The sequence below is a fragment of the Streptomyces sp. NPDC021622 genome (assembly GCF_040640795.1).
Taxonomy (GTDB): domain Bacteria; phylum Actinomycetota; class Actinomycetes; order Streptomycetales; family Streptomycetaceae; genus Streptomyces.
Genome location: NZ_JBFACK010000001.1, coordinates 334,419 through 357,345 on the forward strand (window position 1 = coordinate 334,419; position 22,927 = coordinate 357,345).

Sequence of the window (22,927 nt, forward strand, 5' to 3'; positions counted from 1 at the left end):
TAGTTTAGGTTAGCCTTACCTCATTAGCCACACTCGGAGGGTTCCCATGTCGTCGTCAAGACAGACGCGAGCCATCGCCCGCGCCGGAGCGGTGGCGATGCTCACCGCGCTCGTCGCGGCGCTGCTTCCCGCGGCCATCGCGCACGCGGAGAGCCGCACGGTCCAGGGCGGACGGCTCGACTGGGGCATCAAATCCTCCTTCCAGAGTTACGTGACCGGGCCCATCGCCCAGGGGAGTTCGACGCTGCAGGGCGGCGCGGCCACGGTCGGCGGCAGCCAGTTCCGCTTCCATTCGGCCAAGGGGTCGTACGACCCGGACAGCGGGGCCTTCACCGCCGGGTTCTCCGGCGGAGTGCACTTCCTGGGGCACAAGAAGGGCGGCTCGTACGAGCTCGACCTCACCATCAGCAACCCCACCGTCAAGATCTCCGGCGGCTCCGGCACGCTCCACGCCGACATGGTCAGCAAGGAGAAGGGCACGGGCAAGGTCACGACCAACGCCCAGGTGCCGCTCGCGACCCTCGGCATGTCCGGCATCGACATGTTGGGCGGCTCGGGCCCGATCGCCCTCAACAACCTTCCCGCGACGCTCACTTCACAGGGGGCGAAGGCCTTCGCCGGGTACTACACGGCAGGCACCGAGCTCGACCGGGTGAGCCTGTCGACGGACCTCGCGGCGAAGTCCGGCTCCGACAAGCCGTCGAAGAAGCCGTCGCCGAAGCCGGCGGAGCCCGGGAAGAAGACGAAGGCGGGCCGCGTCGAGGACGCCGCCGTCGACTGGGGCGTGCGCCGCACCTTCCGGGAGTACGTCACCGGATCCATCGCCAAGGGCGAGTGGAAACTGTCCGCCGGGGCGCAGGACGGCGGCGCGTACTTCCGCTTCCCCGAGGGCCAGGGAACGTACGACAAGAAGAAGCAGACCCTCGACGCGGACTTCGCGGGGACGGTGCGCTTCACCGGGGAACACGGCCTCGACCTCGCGCTGAGCAAGGTCGCCGTCGAGGTGAAGGACGGCAAGGGCACGCTCCTCGCGGACGTCGAAAGCAAGGGCGACAAGGGCGTCACGCTGAAGAAGGCCCCGCTGGTCACCTTCGCGGCCGGGGAGCTGAAGCCGAAGGACGGCCTCGTCTCCCTCACCGAGGTGCCGACGAAGCTCACCGGCGACGGCGCGAAGGCCTTCGGGTCCATGTACAAGGCGGGCTCCGCGATGGACCCGCTCTCGCTCGCCGTCGCCCTCGACGCCGACGCGAAGCTGCCCGCGCTGCCGGACATCGGCTCGTCCGCGAGCCCGACACCGCAGCCGAAGAAGGCGACCGGGCCGAAGACGCAGAACGCCGCCGACTCGGCCGACTCCTCGTCGCCCGCCGTGCCGATCGCCGTGGGCGCGGGCGTGGCACTGCTGCTCGCCGCGGCGGTCGCGTTCGGCGTCGTACGCAAGAAGCGCGCGACGCCCGAGGCGACCGCGACGACCGAGCAGACCACAGGCTCCGATTCCTGACCCTTCCGGGTCACCCACGCCAGCTCACTTCCTCACCCGTCTCTCAAGGAGAAGACCGACCATGGCCGCCATTCGTCGTCCCATAACCCTCGCCGCAGCCGTCGCGACCGCCGTCACGCTCGGCGCGACCGCCCTCACCCTTCCCGCGCTCGCCGCCGACGGCGCCGCCGCGGCGCCGCAGGTCGAGCTCAAGGACGGCACGCTGGACTGGGGCTTCAAGGAGTCCTTCCGCAAGTACGTCACGGGCATGGCCCTGGGCAAGATCGAGGCCACGGACGGCGCCAAGCAGGCGGCGGACAACGGGGTGTTCACCTTCACCGACGGCACGGGGACGTACGACACGGGGACGCACGCCACCGACACCGCCTTCAAGGGCGCGGTCCGCTTCTCCTCCACGGCGCACGGCTTCGACATCAAGATGTCCGACGTGAAGGTCCGCACCGAGGGCACGGGCGGCGCCATCCAGGCCGACGTCAGCCTCAACGGCACCGCCCAGAACGACATCGACCTCGCCAAGCTCGACCTGACCGGCATCAAGCCCGGCCAGGGCGAGGGCGGCGCGATGACGTTCAAGGACATCCCGGCGACGCTGACGGCGGACGGAGCCAAGGCGTTCAACGGCATGTACAAGGAGGGCGACAAGCTCGACCCGGCCACCCTGACGGTGAAGGCGGCCGGCGCCCCGACGCAGAAGCCGACGGAAACCCCGAAGCCGACTGACAAGCCCACGGAGACGCCGAAGCCGACGGAGAAGCCTTCCGAGACCCCGAAGCCGACGGACAAGCCGACCGCGACCCCGAAGCCGACCACCACGTCCGACGCCGAGGCGCCCGCGGGCAAGGTCTACGACGGCTCGCTCGCCTGGGGCGTCAAGGAGTCCTTCCGCCGCTACATCGAGTCCGGCGGCGGCGCCACGCTCTCCGGCGGCGCCGAGAAGAACGACAACGGCTACGACTTCCCTTACGCCAAGGCCGACTTGGACGCCGACGCCAAGAAGCTGACCGCGTCCTTCGGCGGCGCCGTCCGCTTCGCGTACAAGGCACACGGCATCGACATGAAGTTCAGCGACATCAAGGTCGCGGCGGACGGCGCCAAGGGCACGCTGACCGTGGACGTCACCACGCCCAAGGGCACCAACGACAACGTGAAGTTCGCGACGCTGGACCTCTCCAAGGCCTCGTACGAGGCGAAGGACGACGTCGTGCTGCTCGACAAGATCCCGGCGGCGTTCACGGCGGCGGGCGCGGAGCAGTTCGCCAACGAGACGACGGGCTCCATGTACAAGGAGGGCGACGCGATCGACCCGGTCACGGTGGCGCTCTCGGTCGCCGACGGTGCCGAGCTGCCGGGCGGCAGCGGCGGCAGCGGCTCCACGGGTGGTGGCGGCTCGGCCGACTCCGGTTCCACCGGCGGGGGTTCGGCTTCGCTGGGCGGCGGCGGTTCGGTCGGCGGGGGTACGGGGGGCTCGCTGGCGTCCACCGGTTCGTCGACGCCGACCGGTGCGCTGATCGGCGTGGCCGGGGCGGTCGTCGTGGCGGGCGCGGGCGCGGTGTACGTGGCGCGGCGCCGCGTCTCCTGAGAATGCTTCGACTGAGGGTGCTTGAATGCCCGGATGACGCAACTTCCTGACGGGCTTGATGTGCTGAGGGTCTTCTGCGGGCCCGACGGTCGGCACGGCAATGAACTGGGTGTCGTGCGCGACGGGGCCCGCGTGGCCGCTCGCGGTGACCGGCAGGCGGTGGCCGCGAAGCTGGGCTTCAGCGAGACGGTGTTCGTCGATGACCCCGAGCGCGGGGTCATCGACATCTACACGCCCACGCTGCGGCTGCCGTTCGCCGGCCATCCCTGCGTCGGTACGTCCTGGCTGTTGGACATCCCCGAACTGGTCACGCCCGCGGGGGTGGTGGAGGCCCGCCAGGACGGGGAGTTCAGCTGGATCGCTGCGCGGGCGGAATGGGCGCCGGGGCGGACGCTGCGTTCTTACGGGAGCGTGGCGGAGGTGGCGGCGCTGCGGGTGCCGCCGCCGGGGGAGTGGATCTATGCGTGGGCGTGGGAGGACGAGGCGGCGGGGCGGGTCCGCGCCCGCGCCTTTCCCGGCAGGGACGACGGAATCGACGAGGACGAGGCCACAGGCGCGGCGGCGTTGCTGCTGACCCATCAACTGGGCCGGGCGCTGAACATCACGCAGGGGCGTGGCTCGCAACTTCTGACTGCACCGGGGCCGGGGGGTCTGATCGAGGTGGGAGGTCGGGTGCGGCTCGTCTCGGGCTGAGGCCTGCCTCCGGCGGTTCTTTCCCCAACCCCGCCCCTTCCCGAACTTTCCGGCTCCGCCGGCCGGGGTGACCGCCAATCACCGGCTCCGCCGAGTTCGTCCTCAAACGCCGGACGGGCTGAAGAACCACGCTGATGGGGGTGGGTGGGCAGCTGCGGAGTTTCGGGCGGGTGGGCGGGAAAGATGCGCCGCGAAGCGGGCGCGCGGCCGACGACGGCGAGCGCGCCGGACGGCCTGAAGCCAGCCGGCTGCCGGGCAATCGGGCGGGTGGGTGGGAAGGCCGCGGCGGTAGGGCGGCGCGGTCGACGACGGCGCGTCGGTGGGCTGGGGCCGCTGCGGGGTAATCGGGCGGGTGGGTGGGAGAGATCGCCGCGAAGCGGCGGTACGGACGACAACGGCGCGTCGGCAGGCTGGAAGCGCTGCCGGGTAATCGGGTGGGTGGGCGGGAAAGATCCGCCGCGGAGCGGTGGGCTTGCGCGGTGCCCCAGGGCGGTGCCGCCTACGCCGAGAGCGGGAACTCCTGGCCCAGTTCGCGGAAGACCGCCGTATTCAAGGCGAAAGCGCGCTTGCATTCGTCAACGATCCGCTGCCGCTCCAACTCATCAGGCACGACTTCCCCGAGCGCATCAAGCAGCTCCCGGTAACCCCGCTTGAACGCCGCCGGGTTGGAGATGTCCTCGAAGACGTAGAACCGGACGCCGTCACCCTTGCGGTCGAAGCCCCACGCCTGCTCCGCCTTGCCGCGGATGATCTGGCCCCCGGAGAGATCGCCGAGATAGCGGGTGTAGTGGTGGGCCACGTAACCGCCGGGCCAGGTCCGCGCGCATTCGGCCACCCGCGCCGCGTACGCCGCCGTGGCGGGCAGCGGCGTGAGGCCCTCCCGCCAGTCCGCGCCCCGCAGATGCGCGAGGTCCCGCTCCAGCTCGGTCACGCGCAGCAGCTCGGGCTGTATGAACGGGCCCGCGACCGGGTCGTCCCGCAGGGCCTGCGCGGCGTCCTCCAGGGCGCGGTACACGAACCACAGCTGCTCGGTGTAGCGCGCGTACGCGTCGACGCCCAGTTTGCCGCCGAGCAGGTCGCTCATGAACGTCGAGGTCTCCGCCTCCGTGTGCTGCTCGTGCGAGGCGGTGCGGATCACCGTGGAGAAGGGCGTGGACGGCGTATCCATGAGGGACCTCCGAAGCCGAAGAATGACGGGAACCAGTGCGACCGCTACCGATGATTCAGGTTAGGCTTACCTAAGTCAACTGGTTCCCGACGTCCTGTCGGTAAAAACGCTACCCGCTCAGAGCCCGGGGATGCGTGTTCAGGGAAGCGTAAGGATCTCCGTCCCGCTGTCCGTCACCACGAGCGTGTGCTCGAACTGCGCGGTCCGCTTGCGGTCCTTCGTCACGACGGTCCAGCCGTCGTCCCACATGTCGTAGTCGTGCGTGCCAAGGGTCAGCATCGGCTCGATGGTGAACGTCATGCCGGGCTGGATCACGGTCGTGGCGTGCGGGCTGTCGTAGTGCGGGACGATCAGGCCGGAGTGGAAGGACGTGTTGATGCCGTGGCCGGTGAAGTCGCGGACGACGCCGTAGCCGAAGCGCTTGGCGTACGACTCGATGACACGGCCGATGATGTTGATCTGGCGGCCGGGCTTGACCGCCTTGATGGCGCGGTTGAGGGACTCGCGGGTCCGCTCCACGAGCAGCGTGGACTCCTCGTCGACGTCGCCGACCAGGTACGTGGCGTTGTTGTCGCCGTGCACGCCGCCGATGTAGGCCGTCACGTCGAGGTTGATGATGTCGCCGTCCTTGAGGACGGTGGAGTCCGGGATGCCGTGACAGATGACCTCGTTGACCGAGGTGCACAGCGACTTCTGGAAGCCGCGGTAGCCGAGCGTGGAGGGGTAGGCGCCGTGGTCGCACATGTACTCGTGCGCGACACGGTCCAGCTCGTCGGTGGTGACACCGGGGGCGATGTGCTTGGCGGCCTCGGCCATCGCGCGCGCGGCGATACGGCCCGCGGTGCGCATCAGCTCGATGGTCTCGGGGGTCTGCACCTCGGGCCCCGTGTACGGGGTGGGTGCGGGTTTCCCCACGTACTCCGGGCGCCTGATGTTTCCCGGAACGGGGCGGATGGGGGAGAGCTCCCCTGGGACGAGCAGTGACTGGCCAGACATGCCAGCGAGTCTAACCAGGTGGTGTGGGGCAGCATGGCGGGAGAGAGAGGAGCAGACCATGCCTCTGTTCAAGAAGCGGACTGTCGGCAAACCGGGTGAGTGGTACTACTGCCTGGAGCATCAGAGGGTCGAGGAGGGCCCCGACTGTCCGGGCAAGGACCGCTTCGGTCCTTACGGCTCCCGGGAGGAGGCCGAGCGGGCGATGCAGACCGCCGCCGAGCGGAACCTGGAGTGGGAGACGGACCCCAGGTGGCATGACGCCCCCTCCCGCGAGGGCGAGGACTAGTCCCTGCCGGGGGTGGTTCCCCGCCCGCCCACCCGTTCGCCCTGGGGTAATGGGTGGGCGGGCGGGAAACGCCGCGAAGCGGCGGAAGACGGTGCCGCCGACGCGGGGTCAGCCGACTCGCCCCCCCCCCCCCCCGCCACGGAGTAGGCCCCGCCCCGTCCAGCAAAGCCCTACGCCGTGGCAGACAGCTTCCGGCGGCGGATGGCGTCCGCGTCCGTGCTCGCGTCGTACGACACCAGCTTCGGCAGCGCCGCGGTCAGCGCCCCCACCGCCGCCACGCAGGCAAGACCGCCCGACCAGACGGCAGTCCGCGTCCCCGTCCAGCCGGCGGCGGCCCCCGCACGGACCTGGCCCAGCTGGGGGCCCACGCTGTAGGAGAGGACCTCGATGCCGGCGAGCCTGCCCCGCAGCTCGTCCGGGATCGTCTGGTTCCAGATGGTGGAGCGGCCGAGCCCGCTCAGCATGTCGCCCGCACCCGCCAGGGCCAGGCACGCAAGCACCAGCCACACATTCGAGAACCACCCGGCGGCCGTGATCGCGAGCCCCCACCCCGCCGCCCCGAACACGACGAGCAGCCCGTGCCGCCGCACCCGTGACGTCCACCCGCTGGTCAGGCTGAGCAGCAGCGAACCGATCGCCCCGGCCGCGTACATCAGACCAAGGGACCACTCCGCGTCAAGATCCTCCGCGAGGAACGGGAAGATCGTGTTCGGGAAGGCGAAGAACATCGCCGCCATGTCGATCGCGTACGTCCCGAGCAGTACCGGCCGCGACCACGCGTACCGCGCACCCTCCGCAAGGCCCCGCAGCGACGGCTTCTCCGCGTCGTGCGCGGCGGGCGCCGGCGCGATGCGGGCGCACAGGGCCACGGATACGGCGAAGCCGACGACCGTCACCGCGTACGCGGACGCGTGTCCGGCGAACGCCACGACCAGGCCCGCGAGCGAAGGGCCCGCGATCGCGCCGACGTTCCAGCGCAGCGAGTTCAGCGCGGCCGCCGCCGTGAGCTGGTCGTGCGGCACGATGCGGGCCATCAGCGAGTCCAGTGCCGGGCGCTGGAGGCCCGCGAGCGCCGATACGCCCGCCGCCACGACGTACAGCGGCCACAGCATCGGCTCCGGCAGCAGCGCGTTCACCAAGAGGATCGCGGCGAGCAGGCCGAGGCCCGCCTCCGTCAGAAGGATCACCTTGCGGCGGTCCACGGCGTCGGCGAGCGCACCCCCGTACAGACCGAAGACGATCAGCGGCACCAGCTCGACCGCCCCCATCGCGCCGACCGCGAGCGGCGAGTCCGTCAGCTCCTTGATCTGCAACGGCAGGGCGACCAGCGCCATGAAGCTGCCGAAGTTGGTGACGAGACCCTGGACCCACAGCAGCCGGAAATCACGGGTGGATCGCCACGGCGAGAGGTCGGGCAGTATCGAGGAGGAGGAGAGGGACACGGAAAGCCATGCTCAGCGCCTGGCCCGCGTACCGGCAACCGAATTACCACCGTGCCGGCGGCGGCGCCGTCAGCTGGTCGGCGAGGCGGGAGAGGCGGTCGCGCAGCCGGCGTCTGCCCCGCGCCGCCGGCAGCGAGTTCTCGCCGGACGCCGCGCTCACCAGGTGCTGGACCGTGTCGAGGTCAAGGTCGGGGGAGTCCGGGACGGTCAGCGCCTCGTGCGCCATGGAGTGCAGCTCGCGGTCCCCGGAGTCGAGCGCGAGGACCGTCGCCCCCGCCGCCCGTGCGTCGTGCACCCGCTCAAGGAGCCCGGCGCCCGGCGCGTCCGGCGCCACCACGAGCAGCGTCTCGCCGCGCCGCGCCGCCTCGATCCGCCCGAGCCCGGTGGACAGGTGGGCGGGGTCGCCCGCCCGCACCCGGTGCCGTACGAGCGTGGGCGTCAGTTCGGGCGTCCCGGACCACGCCGCCTCGTCCACGAGATGCGCGGCCAGATGCCAGGGCTCGTACTCCTCCGTGCCCACCAGGAGCAGCCCGCCGCCGTGCGGCACCACGGAGGACCGCAGCGTCTTCGCGAAGCGGCGGGTGGCGCTCGGCCACTCGGTTCCGGCGAGCACTTCGCGCAGCAGCGCGACCCTTACTGCGTCCATGAGGCCGCATCCTGCCCCAACAAGCCACTCGTTAGGTGGAGTTCACCGGGAATTCGCCCCGGGTGGGGAGTGACCCGGGATGGCTGATGAGACAACTGTTCCCTTTCGGGCGGGGCGCGAGGGGTACGCGAGCTTCCGGATTCCCGCCGTCGTCCGTACGAACTCAGGCACCCTGCTTGCCTTCTGCGAAGGGAGGGTCGGCTCGCAGGAGGACTTCGGCAACATCGACGTCGTCATGAAGCGGTCCACCGACGGCGGCCGCACCTGGGGCCCGCTCCAGGTCGTCGCCAAGAACGGCGCCGACCTCGCGGGCAACCCCGCCCCCGTCGTCCTGGCCACCGGACGCGTCCTGCTCGTCCACGTCCGCAACGCCGCCGCGGCGACCGAGGACGCCATCCGCCGCGGCAAGGTCTCCGCGGCGAACGGACGCAGGATCTGGGTGCAGCACAGCGACGACGACGGTCTGACCTGGTCGGCGGCCCGGGAGATCACCGGGCAGGTGAAGAAGGCGAGTTGGCGGTGGTACGCGACCACCCCCGGGCATGCCGTGCAGACCAGCACGGGCCGGGTCGTCGTCCCCGCCAACCACTCCCTGCCGCCCGCCGGCACGGACAACGGCACCGAGGGCAAGTACAACGGCGGCCACTGCCTGCTCAGCGACGACCTCGGCCAGAACTGGCGGATCGGCTACATCGACGACAACACCGACGGCTATGTGAACGTGAACGAGACCACCGCGGCCGAACTCCCCGACGGGCGGCTCTACTTCAACACCCGCAACGACTCGCCGTCCCCCGGCACCCGCGCCGACGCCCACTCCCGCGACGGCGGCCAGAGCCTCGTCAAGCCCTTCCGGCCGCAGGCCGGGCTCGTCGGCCCCGTCGTCGAATGCAGCGTCCTTCAGCTGCGTACGCCCGACGTGCTGCTGTTCTCCGGGCCCGCCGACCCCGGCTTCCGCGCCCTGATGACGGTGCGCCGCAGCCGGGACGGCGGCACCACCTGGCGGGACGCCCACACCGTGGACGGGCTGCCCGCCGCGTACTCCGATCTCGTGCGCGTCGACGACGGGACCGTCGGACTCCTCTATGAGACGGGCGACTTCAGCGCGTACGAGACGATCACCTTCCGGCGGATACCGGTGGAGGCACTGGCCTGACGGAGGCCGCACATCGGCGGTGAGTAAGGTCGGCCGTATGACCTCTAACGACAGTGTGCAGAAGGCTCCCGCCAAGGATCCCTGGGAGCTGCCCGACGTCTCCGGGCTCGTCGTCGGCGTGCTCGGCGGCACCGGCGACCAGGGCCGCGGCCTCGCCTACCGCCTGGCCCGCGCCGGCCAGAAGGTGATCATCGGCTCCCGCGCGGCCGAGCGTGCGCAGACCGCGGCCGACGAGCTCGGCCTGGGCGTCGAGGGCGCCGAGAACGCGGAGTGCGCGCGGCGCAGCGACATCGTGATCGTCGCCGTGCCGTGGGAGGGACATGGGAAGACCCTGGAGTCCCTGCGCGACGAACTGGCGGGCAAGCTCGTCGTCGACTGCGTGAACCCGCTGGGCTTCGACAAGAAGGGCGCCTACGCCCTGAAGCCCGAGGAGGGCAGCGCCGCCGAGCAGGCCGCCGCCCTGCTGCCGGACTCCCGCGTCACGGCCGCCTTCCACCACCTGTCGGCGGTCCTGCTCCAGGACGCGGCCGTCGAGGAGATCGACACCGATGTGATGGTGCTCGGCGAGGCCCGTGCCGACACGGACATCGTCCAGGCGCTCGCCGCCCGCATCCCCGGCATGCGGGGAGTCTTCGCGGGCCGTCTCCGCAACGCCCACCAGGTCGAGTCCCTCGTGGCCAACCTGATCTCCGTGAACCGCCGCTACAAGGCGCACGCGGGGCTGCGGGTCACCGACGTCTAGGACGCCGACGGGCATGGGGGACACTGGAGGGCGTACGTCACGACGCACCCCGACATCCGATCAGGAGCCGACCCCCATGCCCCGCCTCGCTCTCTACGCCCTCACGGTCTGCGCCCTCGCCGTCGTCGCGGCCGTGGTCTCCTTCGTCCAGGGCCACTGGCTCGGCATCGTCTGGGTGCTGATCGCCGGGCTCTCGTCGAACATGGCGTGGTACTACCTGCGGCGCGCGAAGATCGAGCGGGACGCCGCCGCCACGGGCTGACGGCTACGGGCCGGCGACCTCCGGGATGTCCGGCGCCCCGTCCCAGAAGCGGTACAGCTCAAGGCCCCAGTACGTGTCCCACTCGCTGACGCCGAGTCCGCGCAGGATCGCGTCGATCGCGTCGAAGAAGGCCACGTTGACCTCGGGGATCCACAGGATGCCGAAGACCGCGATCAGGCCGAACGGCGCGAACGGCTCCACCTGACGGCGGATCTTGTGCGAAAGCCACGGCTCGATGACGCCGTAGCCGTCGAGGCCCGGGATGGGCAGCGAGTTCAGGATCGCGGCCGTCACCTGGAGCAGGGCGAGGAAGCCCAGCGCGTACCGGAAGGTGTCCGGGACGCCGGAGAGCGCGTCCAGCCAGAAGGGCGCCGTGCAGACCACGGCGAAGAGCACGTTCGTCAGCGGCCCCGCGGCAGAGATCAGGCTGTGCTTCCACTTCCCCCTGATCCGGCCCCGCTCGATGAAGACCGCCCCGCCGGGCAGGCCGATGCCCCCCATGATCACGAAGAGCACCGGAAGCACGATGCTCAGCAGGGCGTGCGTGTACTTCAGCGGGTTGAGGGTCAGATACCCCTTCGCCCCGATGGAGATGTCGCCGCTGTGCAGGGCGGTGCGGGCGTGCGCGTACTCGTGCAGACAGAGCGAGACGATCCAGGCGGCCGTCACGAAGAGAAAGACCGCGAGCCCCGGGTTGTCGGCGAATCCGGTCCAGGCGGCCCAGCCGGAGACCGCGGTGACGGCGGCGATCCCGAGAAAGACGGGACTGATCCGCGAGTCACTGCGTCGGGCGGGAGCGGTGGTCATGGGGCGGGGCTCCTGGGATGGCGGTGGGGCCGGTTGTCGTACGGGACCGTACCCCGGCACACGCCGAAAACGACTCGCGCGGGGTGGGGAGTTCCGGGGAGGGTGAGGGGCTGAATTTTTCAGCCCGTCCGGCGTTTGAGGACGAACTCGGCGAAGCCGGTGATCTGCGGTACGCACACGGCCGGCGAAGCCGGAATCTTCGGGAAGGGGCGGGGTTGGGGAAGGAACCGCCGGAGGCCCCACCCACGGCCCGGCACCCGCCACCGCCACCGCAACCCAAGACACCAGAGACAATGGACCCCGTGCGCTACCGAATCCTCGGCACCACCCAGGCATTCCACACCGACGGGACCCAGGCCCCCATCGGCGGGCCAAGGCTGCGCGCCCTCCTCACGGTCCTCGCCCTACGAGCCCCCCGCACCGTCCCCGTATCCGCCCTGGTCGACGAGGTGTGGGACGGCGACCCGCCCGCGGACGCCCCCGCCGCGCTGCAGGCGCTGATCGGCCGCCTGCGCAGAGCCATCGGCGCCGCCGCGATCACCTCGGCCGACGGCGGCTACCGCCTCGCCGCGGCCCCGGACGACATCGACCTGTACCGCTTCGAGCGCCTCGCCGACGAAGGCACCCGCGCGCTCGAGGACGGCGACGCCGAGAAGGCGGCGACGGCCCTGGACGACGCGCTGGCGCTCTGGCAGGGCGGCACGCCCCTGGCCGATCTGCCCGACCGCACCGCGCAGGCGTCCCGCTGGGAGGCCCGCCGCCTCGACGCCCGCCGCGCCCGGCTGACGGCGGCGCTCGCGCTCGGCCGGCCCGAGCAGGCACTGCCCGAGCTGACCGCCCTGTGCGAGAGCCACCCCCTGGACGAGCCGCTGCAGGCCCTGCGGCTGCGGGCGCTGCGCGACGCGGGCCGCCCGGCTCAGGCCCTCGCGGCCTACGACGGCGTACGCCGCCTCATCGCGGACCGCATAGGCGCCGACCCGGGACCCGAACTCCGCGCCCTCCACGAGGAGTTGCTGCACTACACGGCGCCGGGGACCGAACCGCCCCGGACCCAGCCACCCGCGAGCCGCCCGCACACCCCCGGCAACCTCCGCGCCAGGCTCACCTCCTTCGTCGGCAGGGAGGCCGACATCGAGGCCATCCGCGGCGACCTGGAGCGGGCCCGCCTCGTCACGCTGCTCGGGCCCGGCGGCGCGGGCAAGACCCGGCTCTCGCAGGAGGCCGCGGAGTCCGTCGCCGACACGGAGCCGGACGGCGTATGGCTGGCCGAGCTCGCCCCGGTGGAGGACCCGGACGCGGTGCCCGAGGCCGTCCTGACCGCGCTCGGCGCCCGCGAGACGGTGCTGCGCGGCGCCGGCGCCGAGGAGATGCGGGCGGTGTCCGACCGGCACGGCGACGACCCCGTCGTACGCCTCACCGAGCACTGCGCGCCCCGCCGGATGCTCCTGGTCCTCGACAACTGCGAGCACGTCATCGACGCCGCGGCCCGCCTCGCGGAGCAGCTGCTCGCACACTGCCCCGGCCTCACGGTCCTCGCCACCAGCCGTGAACCCCTGGGCGTGCCGGGGGAGTTGCTGCGCCCCGTGGAACCCCTCCCGGAGCCGACGGCGCTGCGGCTGCTCGCCGACCGCGGCGCGGCGGCACGGCCGGGCTTCCGCATCGAGGACGACCGGTCGGCGGCGGCCGAGATCTGCCGACGGCTCGACGGCCTTCCGCTGGCCATCGAACTGGCGGCGGCCCGGCTGCGGATGCTCACCCCGCGGCAGATCGCCGACCGCCTCGACGACCGTTTCCGCCTCCTCACCAACGGCGCCCGCACGGTCCTGCCCCGCCAGCAGACCCTGCGCGCGGTCGTCGACTGGTCCTGGGACCTGCTCGACGAACCCGAGCGGACCGTCCTGCGCCGCCTCTCCGTCTTCGCGGGCGGCTGCGACCTGGCGGCGGCGGAGGCGGTGTGCGCGGCGATCGCCGGTGTCCCGGGGAGCCATCCCGCCGATGTCGCCGACGTGCTCGGCTCCCTCGTCGACAAGTCCCTCGTCGTCGCCGCCCCCGCGCCGCTTGGCGGCATGCGCTACCGGCTCCTGGAGACCGTCGGCGAGTACGCGGCGGAGCGCCTCGACGAGGCCGGGGACCGGGCGGCCGCCGAGCGGGCGCATCTGGTGTACTTCCGGGAGTTCGCCCGCGTCACCGAACCGCTGCTGCGCGGCAGCGGCCAGCGGGCGGCCGTCGACAGGCTCGAGTGCGAGTACGAGAATCTGCGCACCGCCCTGCGGCACGCCGTCGCCGCGCGGGACGAGCAGGAGGCGCTCTGTCTCGTCCTTTCGCTGTCCTGGTTCTGGCAGATACGCGATCTGCGCATCGAGACCCGCAACTGGTCCCGCGATGTCGTCGCTCTGGGGCCTGACCCCTTCGCCCGCCCGGTCGCACCCGTGGAGCCGCTCTACGAACGGTGCACGGACGCCCCGCTCCCCATGCGCCCCGAGGTGCTCGCGGAGGCGCGGCGCGGGGTGCATCTCATCCAGCTCTCCTGCATGGACATGAACCTGGAGGCGTGGCAGACCCCCGAGGCCGCCGAGAAGCTGGCGGGCATCAGGGAGGCGTACCGGCCGGGCCTTCCGCAGACCTGCTGGTCGCCGGGGAGCTTCTGGTTCTTCGCGGTGCTGCTCGGTGGTGACGCGTCCCAGCTGCACACCATCAGCGACGCGACCATAGCCACCTGCCGGGAGCGCGGTTATGAGTGGGAGCTCGCCTCGGCGCTGCAGCAGCGCGCCAACATCCTCGCCAACCGAACGGACCGGGCCGGCGCCGCGGGCCGTGACGCCGACGAGTCCCTTGAGATCTTCACCCGGCTCGGCGATGTGTGGGGCATGGCCGAGGCGCTCTCCTCGCGCGGCGAGGCGCACGAGCGGCGGGGCGCCTTCGACCGCGCCGCCGAGGACTTCAGCGCCGCCATCGAGTATGCGGAGCAGCTCGGCGCGCCCGCGCAGGCGACCGTGCTCACGGCCCGCCTCGGCGCGGTCCTCGTCGAGGCGGGCCAGCCGGAACGGGGCGAGGAACTGCTGTGGGGGGTGACGGACCGCGACGCCAAGGGCGGTCACTCCGAGTCCATGCCCACCGCCCGTTTCTTCCTCGTCGACCTGCTCGGCCGCACCGGCCGCACCGCCGAGGCCCGCGAGCAACTGAGGCTGCTGCGCGAGGAGTTCAAGGTCGCCGACTTCGCGGTCTTCGACAGCTTCATGCTCGGCGCCGAGGCCTGGCTCGACACCCAGGACGGCCTGCACACCAAGGGCCTGGCCACGGCGCGGGTGGCCGTGGAGAAGTCCATCGACCCGCTGACCAAGATGATCGCGCCGCATGTGACGTCCCTTCACCTCACCATCGCGGCCCGCGCCCTGGCCGGGGTCGACGGCGGCCGGCACGCCCGCGACGCCGCCCGGCTGATCGGCGCGGCCCAGCGGGACCTGCCGCCCGGCCACTTCCCGGCCGCTCTGGAGCGCGACATCACGGCCGCCGCCGTCCAGGCGGCGCGCACCGCGCTGGGTGACGCCGCGTACGAGGCCGCGTACGCGGAGGGCGGCGGCCTCTCCATCGAGGAAGCCGCCGCCCTCTGCGACACATACATCGACTGAGGCGCCGCGCGCTCAGCGCTCTGTGTCGCTCAGCTCTTCGTACGGAACTTGTGGATCGCGATCGGTGCCATCACCAGCGTGAGCCCCACCGCCCAGCCGATCGTCACCCACACGTCGTGTGCGGCCGGGCCGCCCACCATCAGGCCGCGCGCGGAGTCCGCGAGCGTGGACAGCGGGTTGTAGTCGGTGAAGGCCTCGAGCCAGCCCGGCATGGACTGCGTCGGCGCGAAGATCGACGAGCCGAACTGCAGCGGCATCAGGACCAGGAAGCCCATCGCCTGCACGGACTGGGCGCTCTTCATGGTGACGCCGAGGACCAGGAAGATCCACATGACGGACGAGCCGAAGAGCGCGGTCAGGCCCACGGCGGCGAACAGACCGCTCCAGTTGGTGATGTCGAAGCCCACCAGGACACCGACGATCATCATGATCGTCGTCGCGACGAGCATCCGCATCAGCTCCACCACGATCTTGGCGAAGAGGACCGAGCCCTGGCCGATCGGCAGGGTCCGGAAGCGGTCCATGATGCCGTTCTGGAAGTCCTGGTTGAAGCCCGTGCCGACGGCCATGGCGATGTTCAGGGACATCATCGCCATCATGCCCGGCACCACGTACTGCACATACGCGTCCTGACCGCCGCCGAGCGCCTGCCCGATGGAGCCGCCGAAGACGTACACGAACAGCAGCGTGAAGACGATGGGCATGAGCACCGCGTCGAACATCGACTCGGGATCGGCCCGGATCCACTGCAGATTGCGGCGGACCAGGGCGCCGGTGTGGCGCACGTGGCCGCGCAGGCCTATGCGGCCGTCGGCCTGGCCGGCCCCGGGGAGGGGGGCCGTTGCGGTGGTGGCACTCATACGGTGACCTCCTCGAGTTCGGCGGGACGGGCGTCCTGCGGGGTGCTGGCCTTCTGGCCGGTGATGGAGAGGAACACCTCGTCCAGGCTGGGCAGTTCGGTGGCGATCGAGCCGATCACGATGCCGCGCGCGGTGACCGCGCCGACCACCGCGGTCAGCTGCTCGTCGCTGAGGATCGGCACCAGGACCGTGCCGGTCTCGGTGTCCACGGTCGAGGTGGCGAGGCCGGTCAGGCCCAGGTCGTCAAGGGCGTTCGCCAGCGGGCGCAGCTCCAGTGGGTCGGCCGGGCGGATGCGCAGGGTGCGGCCGCCGACCTTCGCCTTCAGCTCGTCGATGCGGCCGTTGGCGATGACCTTGCCGCGGTCGATGACCGTCAGCTCGGACGCCAGCTGCTCGGCCTCCTCCATGTACTGCGTGGTGAGCAGCACGGTGACGCCGTCGCCGACCATGCGCTTGACCTCGGCCCACACCTCGTTGCGGGTGCGGGGGTCGAGGCCGGTCGTCGGCTCGTCCAGGTAGAGGACGGCCGGGCTGCCGATCATCGAGGCGGCGAGGTCGAGGCGGCGGCGCATGCCGCCGGAGTACGTCTTGGCCTGGCGTCCTGCGGCCTCGGTGAGCGAGAACCGCTCCAACAGGCCGTCGGCCCTTGACCTGGCGTCCTTGCGGGACAGGTCGAGCAGCCGCCCGATCATGTACAGGTTCTCGCGGCCGGAGAGCTTCTCGTCCACCGATGCGTACTGGCCGGTGAGGCCTATGACCCGGCGGAGCTGGCGGGGCTGCTTCACCACGTCGTACCCGGCGACGTGGGCCAGGCCGGAGTCCGGGGTGATGAGGGTGGACAGGCAGCGTACGAGGGTGGTCTTGCCGGCGCCGTTGGGCCCGAGCACGCCGACGACCGTTCCTTCGCGTACGTCGAGGTCCACGCCGTCCAGTGCTTTGGTCTCGCCGTAGTGCTTGACCAGCCCCCGCACGGTGATGGCGCTCGCTGCGCCTCCGGGGTTCTTGTCGATTCGCGTCATGCACTCAAGGTGCCATCCGCCACCGACAAACCACCGACAGGCTGCCGACAGCGCCTGTGCCGCCGCTTCGCGGTGGATCTTTCCCGCCCACCCACCGGTTCACCGGCATCCGTCCCCTTGGCCGACGCCGGGCAATCGGGTGGGTGGGCGGGAAAACCGCCGCGAAGCGGCGAAAGAAATGCGACAGCCCGTCGACGGGGGATGATCGACGGGCTGCCGGTGGTGCCGCGATGGCTCTAGTGCACGGCATGCTCCGCCGCGGGGAACGTACCGCCCACCACGTCCTCGGCGAACGCCCGCGCAGCGCCACTCATGACGCCCCGCAGATCCGCGTACTGCTTCACGAAGCGCGGCATCTTGCCGCCGGTGAGGCCCAGCATGTCCGTCCAGACGAGGACCTGCGCATCGCACCCGGCGCCGGCCCCGATCCCGACGGTCGGGATGTGCAGGGAGCGGGTGACCTCGGCGGCCAGTTCCTCGGGGACCAGCTCCAGGACGACCGCGAACGCGCCCGCGTCCTGCGCGGCCTTCGCGTCGCTGAGCAGCCGGTGCGCCGCCTCGTCGCCGCGGCCCTGCACGCGGTAGCCCATGGTGTTCACGGACTGCGGGGTGAGGCCGAGGTGGGACATGACGGGGATGCCCGATGAGACGAGCAGCTCGGTCTGGGGGAGCGAGCGCTCGCCGCCCTCCAGCTTCACCGCGCCGACCCCGGCCTCCTTGACCAGGCGGGTCGCCGAACGGAGGGCCTGGACCGCGCCTTCCTGGTAGGACCCGAAGGGCAGGTCGCCGACGATCAGGGCACGTGACGTGCCCCGTACGACGGCCGCGGACAGCATGGTCATCTCGTCGAGGGTGACGGGCACGGTCGTCTCGTAGCCGAGGTGGCAGTTGCCCGCCGAGTCGCCGACCAGCATCACGGGAATGCCGGCTTCGTCGAAGACGGACGCGGTCATCGCGTCGTACGCGGTGAGCATGGGCCACTTCTCGCCGCGCTCCTTGGCGGCGGTGATGTCCCGGACGGTGATGCGGCGGGTGCTCTTGCCCCCGTACAGCGCCTTGCTGCTGTCGGACTTCTGGGCGGCACCCTCTGCCGGCTTCTGGGCAGCCGAAAGTTGCGTCATCGCAACGGCTCCTTCTCTCATCTCGAGGCGCCCTCACGGCGTCCCCGGATCACCTCCATGGTGGCACCGTGTGCCGCCCGGCGGCTAGTGCACCCCCGCGTGATCCGGCCCATCCGGGCGGCGCGCACCGGGCCGCGGGTAAATTCTTTCCAATACGAGACGGTCTCGTATCGAAATGGTTCTAGGGTGAGGGACATGACTTCTCCTGCCGTCACCACCCCTCGCATACCGGAAGCCGTGCACCGGCGCCGCTGGGCGATCCTCGGTGTCCTGATGCTGAGCCTGCTGATCGTGGTGCTCGACAACTCGATCCTGAACGTCGCCATCAAGACGATCTCGACCCCGGCCCCCACCGGCCTCGGCGCCACCCAGGGCGACCTGGAATGGGCCATCAACTCCTACACGCTGGTCTTCGCGGGACTGCTCTTCACCGCCGGACTGCTCGGCGACCGCATCGGCCGCAAGAAGGTCCTCATCGCGGGCCTCGCCGTCTTCGGCATCGGCTCGGCGCTCGCCGCCGAGTCCGGCTCGCCCGTCCAACTCATCCTGTTCCGCGCGGTGATGGGCCTCGGCGCCGCCTTCGTGATGCCCGCCACGCTCGCCGTCCTGATGAACGTCTTCGAGCGCGACGAGCAGCCGAAGGCCATCGGCATCTGGGCGGGCGGCGTCGGCCTCGCCATCGCGATCGGCCCCATCACCGGCGGCGTGCTCCTCGACCACTTCTGGTGGGGCTCGGTCTTCCTGGTCAACGTGCCGATCGTGATCCTCGCGATCGGGCTGATGATCTGGCTCGTGCCCGACTCCCGCGACCCCAAGCCGGGCCGTATCGACCTGGTCGGCGTGGGCCTGTCCATCGTCGGCCTCGTGCTGCTCGTCTACGGCATCATCAAGGGCGGCCAGCTCGCCGACTTCACCGACCCCGCGGTCCTGGCGACGGTCGCCGCGGGCCTCGCCGTACTCGTCGTCTTCGTCCTGTACGAGAAGCGCAGCGACCACCCGTCGATCGACATCTCGTACTTCAAGAACCGGGTCTTCTCGGCGGCCATCAGCGCCCTCGCGCTCGTCTTCTTCGCGCTGATGGGCGTGACCTTCTTCGCCGTCTTCTACACCCAGAGTGTGCGCGGCTACTCACCGCTGCAGACCGGCCTGTTGATGCTCCCGCTCGCCGCGGCCCAGCTCATCTTCGCGCCGCGCGCCCGCCTCGTCGTCGACCGCTTCGGCGTCCGCGCCGTCTGTACCGGCGGGCTGCTCACCATCGCCGCGATGCTCGCCGCCTTCACGGTCCTTGAGGCCGATACGCCGATCTGGATCCTGGAGGTCATCTTCTTCCTGATGGGCACCGGCATGGCGCACATCATGACGCCTGCGAGCGTCGTCATCATGCAGGCGCTGCCCCGCGAGAAGGCGGGCTCCGCCTCCGCGCTCAGCAACACCTTCCGCCAGGTGGGCGGCGCCCTGGGCATCGCCGTCCTGGGCTCGGTCCTCTCGGCCACCTACCGCAGCGGCGTCGAGGACAAGCTCACCCTGCTGCCCGCCGGGGTGCGGCACACCGCGGGCGAGTCCATCGAGGCCACGCTCGGCGTCGCGGCCGAGCTCGGCCCGCGCGGCGAACCGCTGGTGTCCGCGGCCCACGACTCCTTCCTGCACGCCATGCACATCACCGCGCTCTGCGGCGCGGGCGTCGCCCTGCTCGGCGTCGTGATCACCGCCCTGTTCCTGCCGGGCCGCGCACCGCGGGAGCCGGAGGCGGAGCACAAGGAGGCGGAGCCGGTGGGCGCGGGGCGTTGACCGGGGCGCCGGGCCGGGAAGGGACAATCGGCCTGGCGGTACGCCGGATACGCCGGATACGAGAGACGGAGCAGATGTGGTCCACACAGCCAGAGGTGTCCGGGGGCGTCCCCGCAGCGAGGCCGTGGAGCGGGCCATCATCGAGGGCGTACTGAAGCTGATCGAGGAGGGCGTGCCGCTCGCGGAGCTCTCCATCGAGCGGATCGCCCGCACCGCCGGCGTCGGCAAGGCCACCATCTACCGGCGCTGGAACGGCAAGGAGGAGCTCTTCGTCGACATCCTGCGCTCGGTGGACGACCCGCCGCCCGAGCTGGCGGGCGAATCGATGCGCGGCGATCTCATCACCCTCCTCGACCACATGCGCAGGCGCGGCGTGAACATGCGCGCATCCGCCATGCTGCACAACGTGTTCGCGCAGATGAAGAGCCTGCCGAAGCTGTGGGACGCCTACCACGCCACCGTCGTCGCGCCGCAGCGCCGCGTCATGCTCGACGTGCTGCGGCGTGGTGTCGAGAACGGCGAACTGCGCGCCGACGTCGACATCATGCTCGCCAACGACCTCTTCGTCGGACCCATGCTCGTGCGCACCGTCATGCGCTCCGACGCGCCGCTCGACGAGGACCTCGCCGAGCGGATGGTCGACGCCGTTCTCGACGGGCTGCGGCCCACGGGGTGAATGTGCGCGTTTCGTCACAGCGGCCCGTTGTGCGGGGGGATGTGGAACCTGCCGTGCCGCGCCGCTCGTCCTCGTCCCGTACGGCCGTCACGGACGGCGGGGAGGACACCCGATCATCGCCTAGGGTTTCAGGGGCGAAGACGGTTGCACGGCAGAGTTGAGGCGACGAGCGTATGGCGCAGGCGTATGTGACGGAGACGGGCAGCGGCGGCTCGGAGCCCGGCCGCCAGGGGTCCCGGCTCCGGCGCCTGGTCGACGGGTGGCGCGGTGACCCGGGCATCTGGCGGCGCGGGATCGTCACCGCGGCGGTCGCGGTGCTGCTCACCCTGGTGATGCTCTTCCACGCACAGATCCCGAACGGCATCGGCAACCTCGGCAGCCTCATCGAGACGTTCCTGCCCTGGCTCGGCGTGCTGATCCCCGTGCTGTTCGTCATCGGCATCGTCCGCAAGTCCGCGACCGCGCTGATCGCCGTGCTGCTGCCCGCGGTGATCTGGACGGGCTCCTTCGGCGGTCTGATCACCACCAAGTCCTCCGGCACCGGCGGCGACCTCACCGTCGCCACCCACAACGTGAACGCGGAGAACGCGGACCCGGCGGGCACCGCCCGTGACGTCGCCGCGTCCGGCGCCGACGTCGTGGCCCTCGAAGAACTCACGGCGGACGCCGTCCCGACGTACGAGAAGGCCCTGGCCGGCACCTACAAGTACCACTCGGTGCAGGGCACGGTCGGCCTGTGGAGCAAGTATCCGCTGACCGGCACCAAGCCCGTCGACATCAAGCTCGGCTGGACCCGCGCGATGCGGACCACGGTCAACAGCCCCAAGGGCGAGGTCGCCGTGTACGTCGCCCATCTGCCGTCGGTGCGGGTCAAGCTGGACGCGGGCTTCACCGCCAACCAGCGTGACGCGAGCGCGGACGCGCTCGGCGAGGCGATCGCCGACGAGCAGGTCTCCAAGGTCGTGCTGCTCGGCGACCTGAACGGCACGATGAACGACCGCGCCCTGAACGCGGTCACCTCCCAGATGCGCTCCACGCAGGGCGCGGCGGGCGACGGCTTCGGGTTCAGCTGGCCCGCGTCGTTCCCGATGGCGCGGATCGACCAGATCATGGTCAAGGGCGTCGAGCCGGTGTCGTCGTGGACGCTGCCGGAGACGGGCAGCGATCATCTGCCGATCGCGGCGCGGGTCGACCTTTAGCCTTTGGTGCACCCCTTTGGTGCACCCCTTTAGTGCACCGCACATCCGCTCTTAACCTCACGGAATACCGGGCCTGAGAGGCTTTGTTCCGTACGTAAACTTACGGAACACATCCCCCTCCTGCGCTCCCCCGGAAGGTTCTTCATGCCCCTGGCCCTGCTCGCCCTAGCCGTGGGCGCCTTCGGCATCGGTACGACCGAGTTCGTGATGATGGGCCTGCTGCCCAATGTCGCGGACGACCTGGACATCTCCATCCCCACCGCCGGACACCTGGTCTCGGCGTACGCCCTCGGCGTCGTCATCGGCGCCCCGCTGCTCGCCGCGGTCACCGCGCGGATGCCGCGCCGTCGTGTCCTGATCGGCCTCATGGTCCTCTTCGTGGCGGGCAACGCGCTGTCGGCCGCCGCCCCCGACTACCACTGGCTGATGGCGGCCCGCTTCCTCAGCGGACTTCCGCACGGCGCGTTCTTCGGCGTCGGCGCGGTCGTCGCGACTGGGCTCGTCGCCCCCGAGCGCAAGGCCCGCTCGGTCTCCCTGATGTTCCTCGGCCTGACCGTCGCCAACATCGTGGGCGTGCCGGTGGCCACCGCGATGGGGCAGCAGCTCGGCTGGCGCGCGACGTTCCTCGCGGTCAGCGCGATCGGCATCGCGGCGATAGCGGCGCTCGCCCTGCTCGTCCCCGCCGACCACGGCCACGGAGAGCGCGGCGGCCTGCGCGGAGAGCTCAGGGCGCTCGGCAGCGTTCCGGTGTGGCTGGCGCTCGGCACGACCGTCGCGGGCTTCGGGGCGCTGTTCTCGGCGTACAGCTATGTGACGCCCATGCTCACGGACGCGGCGGGCTACGCCGAATCCAGCGTTACGTTGCTGCTCGCGCTGTTCGGTGTCGGCGCCACCGCGGGCAATCTGCTGGGCGGGCGCCTGGCGGACCACTCGCTGCGGGGGACGCTGTTCGGCGGCCTTGCGTCGCTGGTGGTCGTCCTCGCGCTGTTCCCGCTGCTGATGGGCGCCGCGTGGAGCGCCGCGCTGGCCGTGATGCTCCTTGGCATGGCGGCGTTCACGACGGGTTCGCCGCTGCAGCTGATGGTGATGGAGAAGGCGTCGGCCGCCCCGTCCCTGGCCTCCTCCGCCAACCAGGCGGCGTTCAACCTCGCGAATGCCGGGGGCGCGTGGATCGGCGGCCTCGCGCTGGCCGCGGGCTTCGGGGTGACGTCCCCTGCGGTGACGGGCGCGGCGCTGGCTGTTCTCGGCCTCGGGGTGGCCGGGGTGGCGTACCTGGTGGATCTGCGGGCGCCGGTGGCGGGCAGCGAGCGGCTCGTCGCCTCCCACTGCCCGCACCCGGAGCCGTCCCACCGGTAGGCCC

General features: G+C 71.2%; 20 protein-coding genes. 12 read left to right on the forward strand and 8 right to left on the reverse strand.

From position 1 onward, the window contains the following. The first annotated feature begins 46 nt into the window (after nt 1–46). The 3 genes from AB0G47_RS01545 (at nt 47) to AB0G47_RS01555 (ending at nt 3,770) form a co-directional block, all read left to right on the forward strand. Nucleotides 47–1,498, forward strand: a complete 1,452-nt coding sequence (locus AB0G47_RS01545) for an HtaA domain-containing protein (RefSeq protein WP_360762875.1) — start codon at nt 47–49, stop codon at nt 1,496–1,498. A 61-nt stretch (nt 1,499–1,559) separates the two neighbouring features. Then, nucleotides 1,560–3,077: an HtaA domain-containing protein gene (locus AB0G47_RS01550; RefSeq protein ID WP_360762878.1), complete on the forward strand. Its 1,518-nt coding sequence runs from the start codon at nt 1,560–1,562 to the stop codon at nt 3,075–3,077. A 33-nt stretch (nt 3,078–3,110) separates the two neighbouring features. Beyond that, nucleotides 3,111–3,770, forward strand: a complete 660-nt coding sequence (locus tag AB0G47_RS01555; RefSeq protein WP_360762881.1) for a PhzF family phenazine biosynthesis protein — start codon at nt 3,111–3,113, stop codon at nt 3,768–3,770. A gap of 499 nt (nt 3,771–4,269) precedes the next feature. On the opposite strand, the gene AB0G47_RS01560 is transcribed toward AB0G47_RS01555, so the two are convergent. Both AB0G47_RS01560 and map read right to left on the reverse strand, forming a co-directional pair. Further along, nucleotides 4,270–4,938: a biliverdin-producing heme oxygenase gene (locus AB0G47_RS01560; protein WP_360762884.1), complete on the reverse strand. Its 669-nt coding sequence runs from the start codon at nt 4,936–4,938 to the stop codon at nt 4,270–4,272. A 138-nt stretch (nt 4,939–5,076) separates the two neighbouring features. Then, nucleotides 5,077–5,934 (reverse strand): type I methionyl aminopeptidase, encoded by an 858-nt coding sequence (map, locus tag AB0G47_RS01565; protein ID WP_360762886.1) that lies wholly within the window; start codon nt 5,932–5,934, stop codon nt 5,077–5,079. A gap of 58 nt (nt 5,935–5,992) precedes the next feature. Between map and AB0G47_RS01570 the strand changes: the two genes are divergently transcribed. Then, nucleotides 5,993–6,220, forward strand: a complete 228-nt coding sequence (locus tag AB0G47_RS01570) for a hypothetical protein (RefSeq protein WP_360762889.1) — start codon at nt 5,993–5,995, stop codon at nt 6,218–6,220. Nucleotides 6,221–6,390: 170 nt separating this feature from the next. Here the strand turns inward: AB0G47_RS01570 and AB0G47_RS01575 are convergent, their stop codons facing one another. Continuing rightward, nucleotides 6,391–7,662 (reverse strand): MFS transporter, encoded by a 1,272-nt coding sequence (locus tag AB0G47_RS01575; protein ID WP_360762892.1) that lies wholly within the window; start codon nt 7,660–7,662, stop codon nt 6,391–6,393. A gap of 43 nt (nt 7,663–7,705) precedes the next feature. After that, the gene (locus tag AB0G47_RS01580) at nt 7,706–8,308 is read right to left on the reverse strand and encodes a hypothetical protein (RefSeq protein WP_360762895.1); all 603 of its coding nucleotides are present in this window, start codon (nt 8,306–8,308) and stop codon (nt 7,706–7,708) included. A gap of 79 nt (nt 8,309–8,387) precedes the next feature. Here AB0G47_RS01580 and AB0G47_RS01585 point away from each other — a divergent pair, with 79 nt between their 5' ends. The 3 genes from AB0G47_RS01585 to AB0G47_RS01595 are packed head-to-tail and all read left to right on the forward strand — an operon-like array spanning nt 8,388 to nt 10,468. Further along, the gene (locus tag AB0G47_RS01585) at nt 8,388–9,464 is read left to right on the forward strand and encodes a sialidase family protein (protein WP_360762899.1); all 1,077 of its coding nucleotides are present in this window, start codon (nt 8,388–8,390) and stop codon (nt 9,462–9,464) included. Nucleotides 9,465–9,501: 37 nt separating this feature from the next. Further along, a complete protein-coding gene (npdG, locus tag AB0G47_RS01590; RefSeq protein WP_360762901.1) occupies nt 9,502–10,206 on the forward strand; it encodes an NADPH-dependent F420 reductase in 705 nt (234 codons plus the stop codon). A 13-nt stretch (nt 10,207–10,219) separates the two neighbouring features. Next, nucleotides 10,220–10,468 carry a hypothetical protein gene (locus AB0G47_RS01595; protein ID WP_360762904.1) on the forward strand — a complete coding sequence of 83 codons (249 nt, stop codon included), beginning with the start codon at nt 10,220–10,222 and terminating at the stop codon, nt 10,466–10,468. 3 nt (nt 10,469–10,471) lie between these two features. On the opposite strand, the gene AB0G47_RS01600 is transcribed toward AB0G47_RS01595, so the two are convergent. After that, the gene (locus AB0G47_RS01600; RefSeq protein WP_360762907.1) at nt 10,472–11,275 is read right to left on the reverse strand and encodes a site-2 protease family protein; all 804 of its coding nucleotides are present in this window, start codon (nt 11,273–11,275) and stop codon (nt 10,472–10,474) included. Between the two features lie 293 nt (nt 11,276–11,568). On the opposite strand from AB0G47_RS01600, the gene AB0G47_RS01605 reads away from it, so the two are divergent. Then, nucleotides 11,569–14,904 carry a BTAD domain-containing putative transcriptional regulator gene (locus AB0G47_RS01605; RefSeq protein ID WP_360762910.1) on the forward strand — a complete coding sequence of 1,112 codons (3,336 nt, stop codon included), beginning with the start codon at nt 11,569–11,571 and terminating at the stop codon, nt 14,902–14,904. A 29-nt stretch (nt 14,905–14,933) separates the two neighbouring features. On the opposite strand, the gene AB0G47_RS01610 is transcribed toward AB0G47_RS01605, so the two are convergent. The 3 genes from AB0G47_RS01610 to panB form a co-directional block, all read right to left on the reverse strand. Beyond that, a complete protein-coding gene (locus AB0G47_RS01610; protein ID WP_360762912.1) occupies nt 14,934–15,764 on the reverse strand; it encodes an ABC transporter permease in 831 nt (276 codons plus the stop codon). Further along, the gene (locus tag AB0G47_RS01615; protein WP_360762915.1) at nt 15,761–16,783 is read right to left on the reverse strand and encodes an ATP-binding cassette domain-containing protein; all 1,023 of its coding nucleotides are present in this window, start codon (nt 16,781–16,783) and stop codon (nt 15,761–15,763) included. Before AB0G47_RS01615 ends, AB0G47_RS01610 begins: the two co-directional genes overlap by 4 nt. Before the next feature lie 236 nt (nt 16,784–17,019). After that, complete coding sequence (gene panB, locus AB0G47_RS01620) at nt 17,020–17,904, reverse strand: 3-methyl-2-oxobutanoate hydroxymethyltransferase (RefSeq protein ID WP_266867667.1); 885 nt, start codon at nt 17,902–17,904, stop codon at nt 17,020–17,022. A gap of 195 nt (nt 17,905–18,099) precedes the next feature. On the opposite strand from panB, the gene AB0G47_RS01625 reads away from it, so the two are divergent. The 4 genes from AB0G47_RS01625 to AB0G47_RS01640 all read left to right on the forward strand — a co-directional run bounded on the left by AB0G47_RS01625 (nt 18,100) and on the right by AB0G47_RS01640 (nt 22,923). Continuing rightward, nucleotides 18,100–19,692, forward strand: a complete 1,593-nt coding sequence (locus tag AB0G47_RS01625) for an MFS transporter (RefSeq protein WP_360762920.1) — start codon at nt 18,100–18,102, stop codon at nt 19,690–19,692. Between the two features lie 76 nt (nt 19,693–19,768). After that, a complete protein-coding gene (locus AB0G47_RS01630; protein ID WP_360762923.1) occupies nt 19,769–20,368 on the forward strand; it encodes a TetR/AcrR family transcriptional regulator in 600 nt (199 codons plus the stop codon). A 173-nt stretch (nt 20,369–20,541) separates the two neighbouring features. After that, nucleotides 20,542–21,567, forward strand: a complete 1,026-nt coding sequence (locus AB0G47_RS01635) for an endonuclease/exonuclease/phosphatase family protein (RefSeq protein WP_360762925.1) — start codon at nt 20,542–20,544, stop codon at nt 21,565–21,567. Between the two features lie 144 nt (nt 21,568–21,711). Then, on the forward strand, nt 21,712–22,923 hold the full coding sequence (locus AB0G47_RS01640) for an MFS transporter (protein WP_360762928.1): 1,212 nt from the start codon (nt 21,712–21,714) through the stop codon (nt 22,921–22,923). The last annotated feature ends 4 nt before the right edge of the window (nt 22,924–22,927 follow it).

What these genes read in the sequence shown, in the direction of transcription:
- npdG (WP_360762901.1), top strand. Translation starts at nt 9,502, where the DNA reads ATGACCTCTAACGACAGTGTGCAGAAGGCTCCCGCCAAGGATCCCTGG.
- AB0G47_RS01555 (WP_360762881.1), top strand. Translation starts at nt 3,111, where the DNA reads ATGACGCAACTTCCTGACGGGCTTGATGTGCTGAGGGTCTTCTGCGGG.
- AB0G47_RS01605 (WP_360762910.1), top strand. Translation starts at nt 11,569, where the DNA reads ATGGACCCCGTGCGCTACCGAATCCTCGGCACCACCCAGGCATTCCAC.
- AB0G47_RS01550 (WP_360762878.1), top strand. Translation starts at nt 1,560, where the DNA reads ATGGCCGCCATTCGTCGTCCCATAACCCTCGCCGCAGCCGTCGCGACC.
- AB0G47_RS01640 (WP_360762928.1), top strand. Translation starts at nt 21,712, where the DNA reads ATGCCCCTGGCCCTGCTCGCCCTAGCCGTGGGCGCCTTCGGCATCGGT.
- map (WP_360762886.1), bottom strand. Translation starts at nt 5,934, where the DNA reads ATGTCTGGCCAGTCACTGCTCGTCCCAGGGGAGCTCTCCCCCATCCGC.
- panB (WP_266867667.1), bottom strand. Translation starts at nt 17,904, where the DNA reads ATGACGCAACTTTCGGCTGCCCAGAAGCCGGCAGAGGGTGCCGCCCAG.
- AB0G47_RS01570 (WP_360762889.1), top strand. Translation starts at nt 5,993, where the DNA reads ATGCCTCTGTTCAAGAAGCGGACTGTCGGCAAACCGGGTGAGTGGTAC.
- AB0G47_RS01625 (WP_360762920.1), top strand. Translation starts at nt 18,100, where the DNA reads ATGACTTCTCCTGCCGTCACCACCCCTCGCATACCGGAAGCCGTGCAC.
- AB0G47_RS01595 (WP_360762904.1), top strand. Translation starts at nt 10,220, where the DNA reads ATGGGGGACACTGGAGGGCGTACGTCACGACGCACCCCGACATCCGAT.
- AB0G47_RS01580 (WP_360762895.1), bottom strand. Translation starts at nt 8,308, where the DNA reads ATGGACGCAGTAAGGGTCGCGCTGCTGCGCGAAGTGCTCGCCGGAACC.
- AB0G47_RS01635 (WP_360762925.1), top strand. Translation starts at nt 20,542, where the DNA reads ATGGCGCAGGCGTATGTGACGGAGACGGGCAGCGGCGGCTCGGAGCCC.
- AB0G47_RS01600 (WP_360762907.1), bottom strand. Translation starts at nt 11,275, where the DNA reads ATGACCACCGCTCCCGCCCGACGCAGTGACTCGCGGATCAGTCCCGTC.
- AB0G47_RS01615 (WP_360762915.1), bottom strand. Translation starts at nt 16,783, where the DNA reads ATGACGCGAATCGACAAGAACCCCGGAGGCGCAGCGAGCGCCATCACC.
- AB0G47_RS01610 (WP_360762912.1), bottom strand. Translation starts at nt 15,764, where the DNA reads ATGAGTGCCACCACCGCAACGGCCCCCCTCCCCGGGGCCGGCCAGGCC.
- AB0G47_RS01545 (WP_360762875.1), top strand. Translation starts at nt 47, where the DNA reads ATGTCGTCGTCAAGACAGACGCGAGCCATCGCCCGCGCCGGAGCGGTG.
- AB0G47_RS01585 (WP_360762899.1), top strand. Translation starts at nt 8,388, where the DNA reads ATGGCTGATGAGACAACTGTTCCCTTTCGGGCGGGGCGCGAGGGGTAC.
- AB0G47_RS01560 (WP_360762884.1), bottom strand. Translation starts at nt 4,938, where the DNA reads ATGGATACGCCGTCCACGCCCTTCTCCACGGTGATCCGCACCGCCTCG.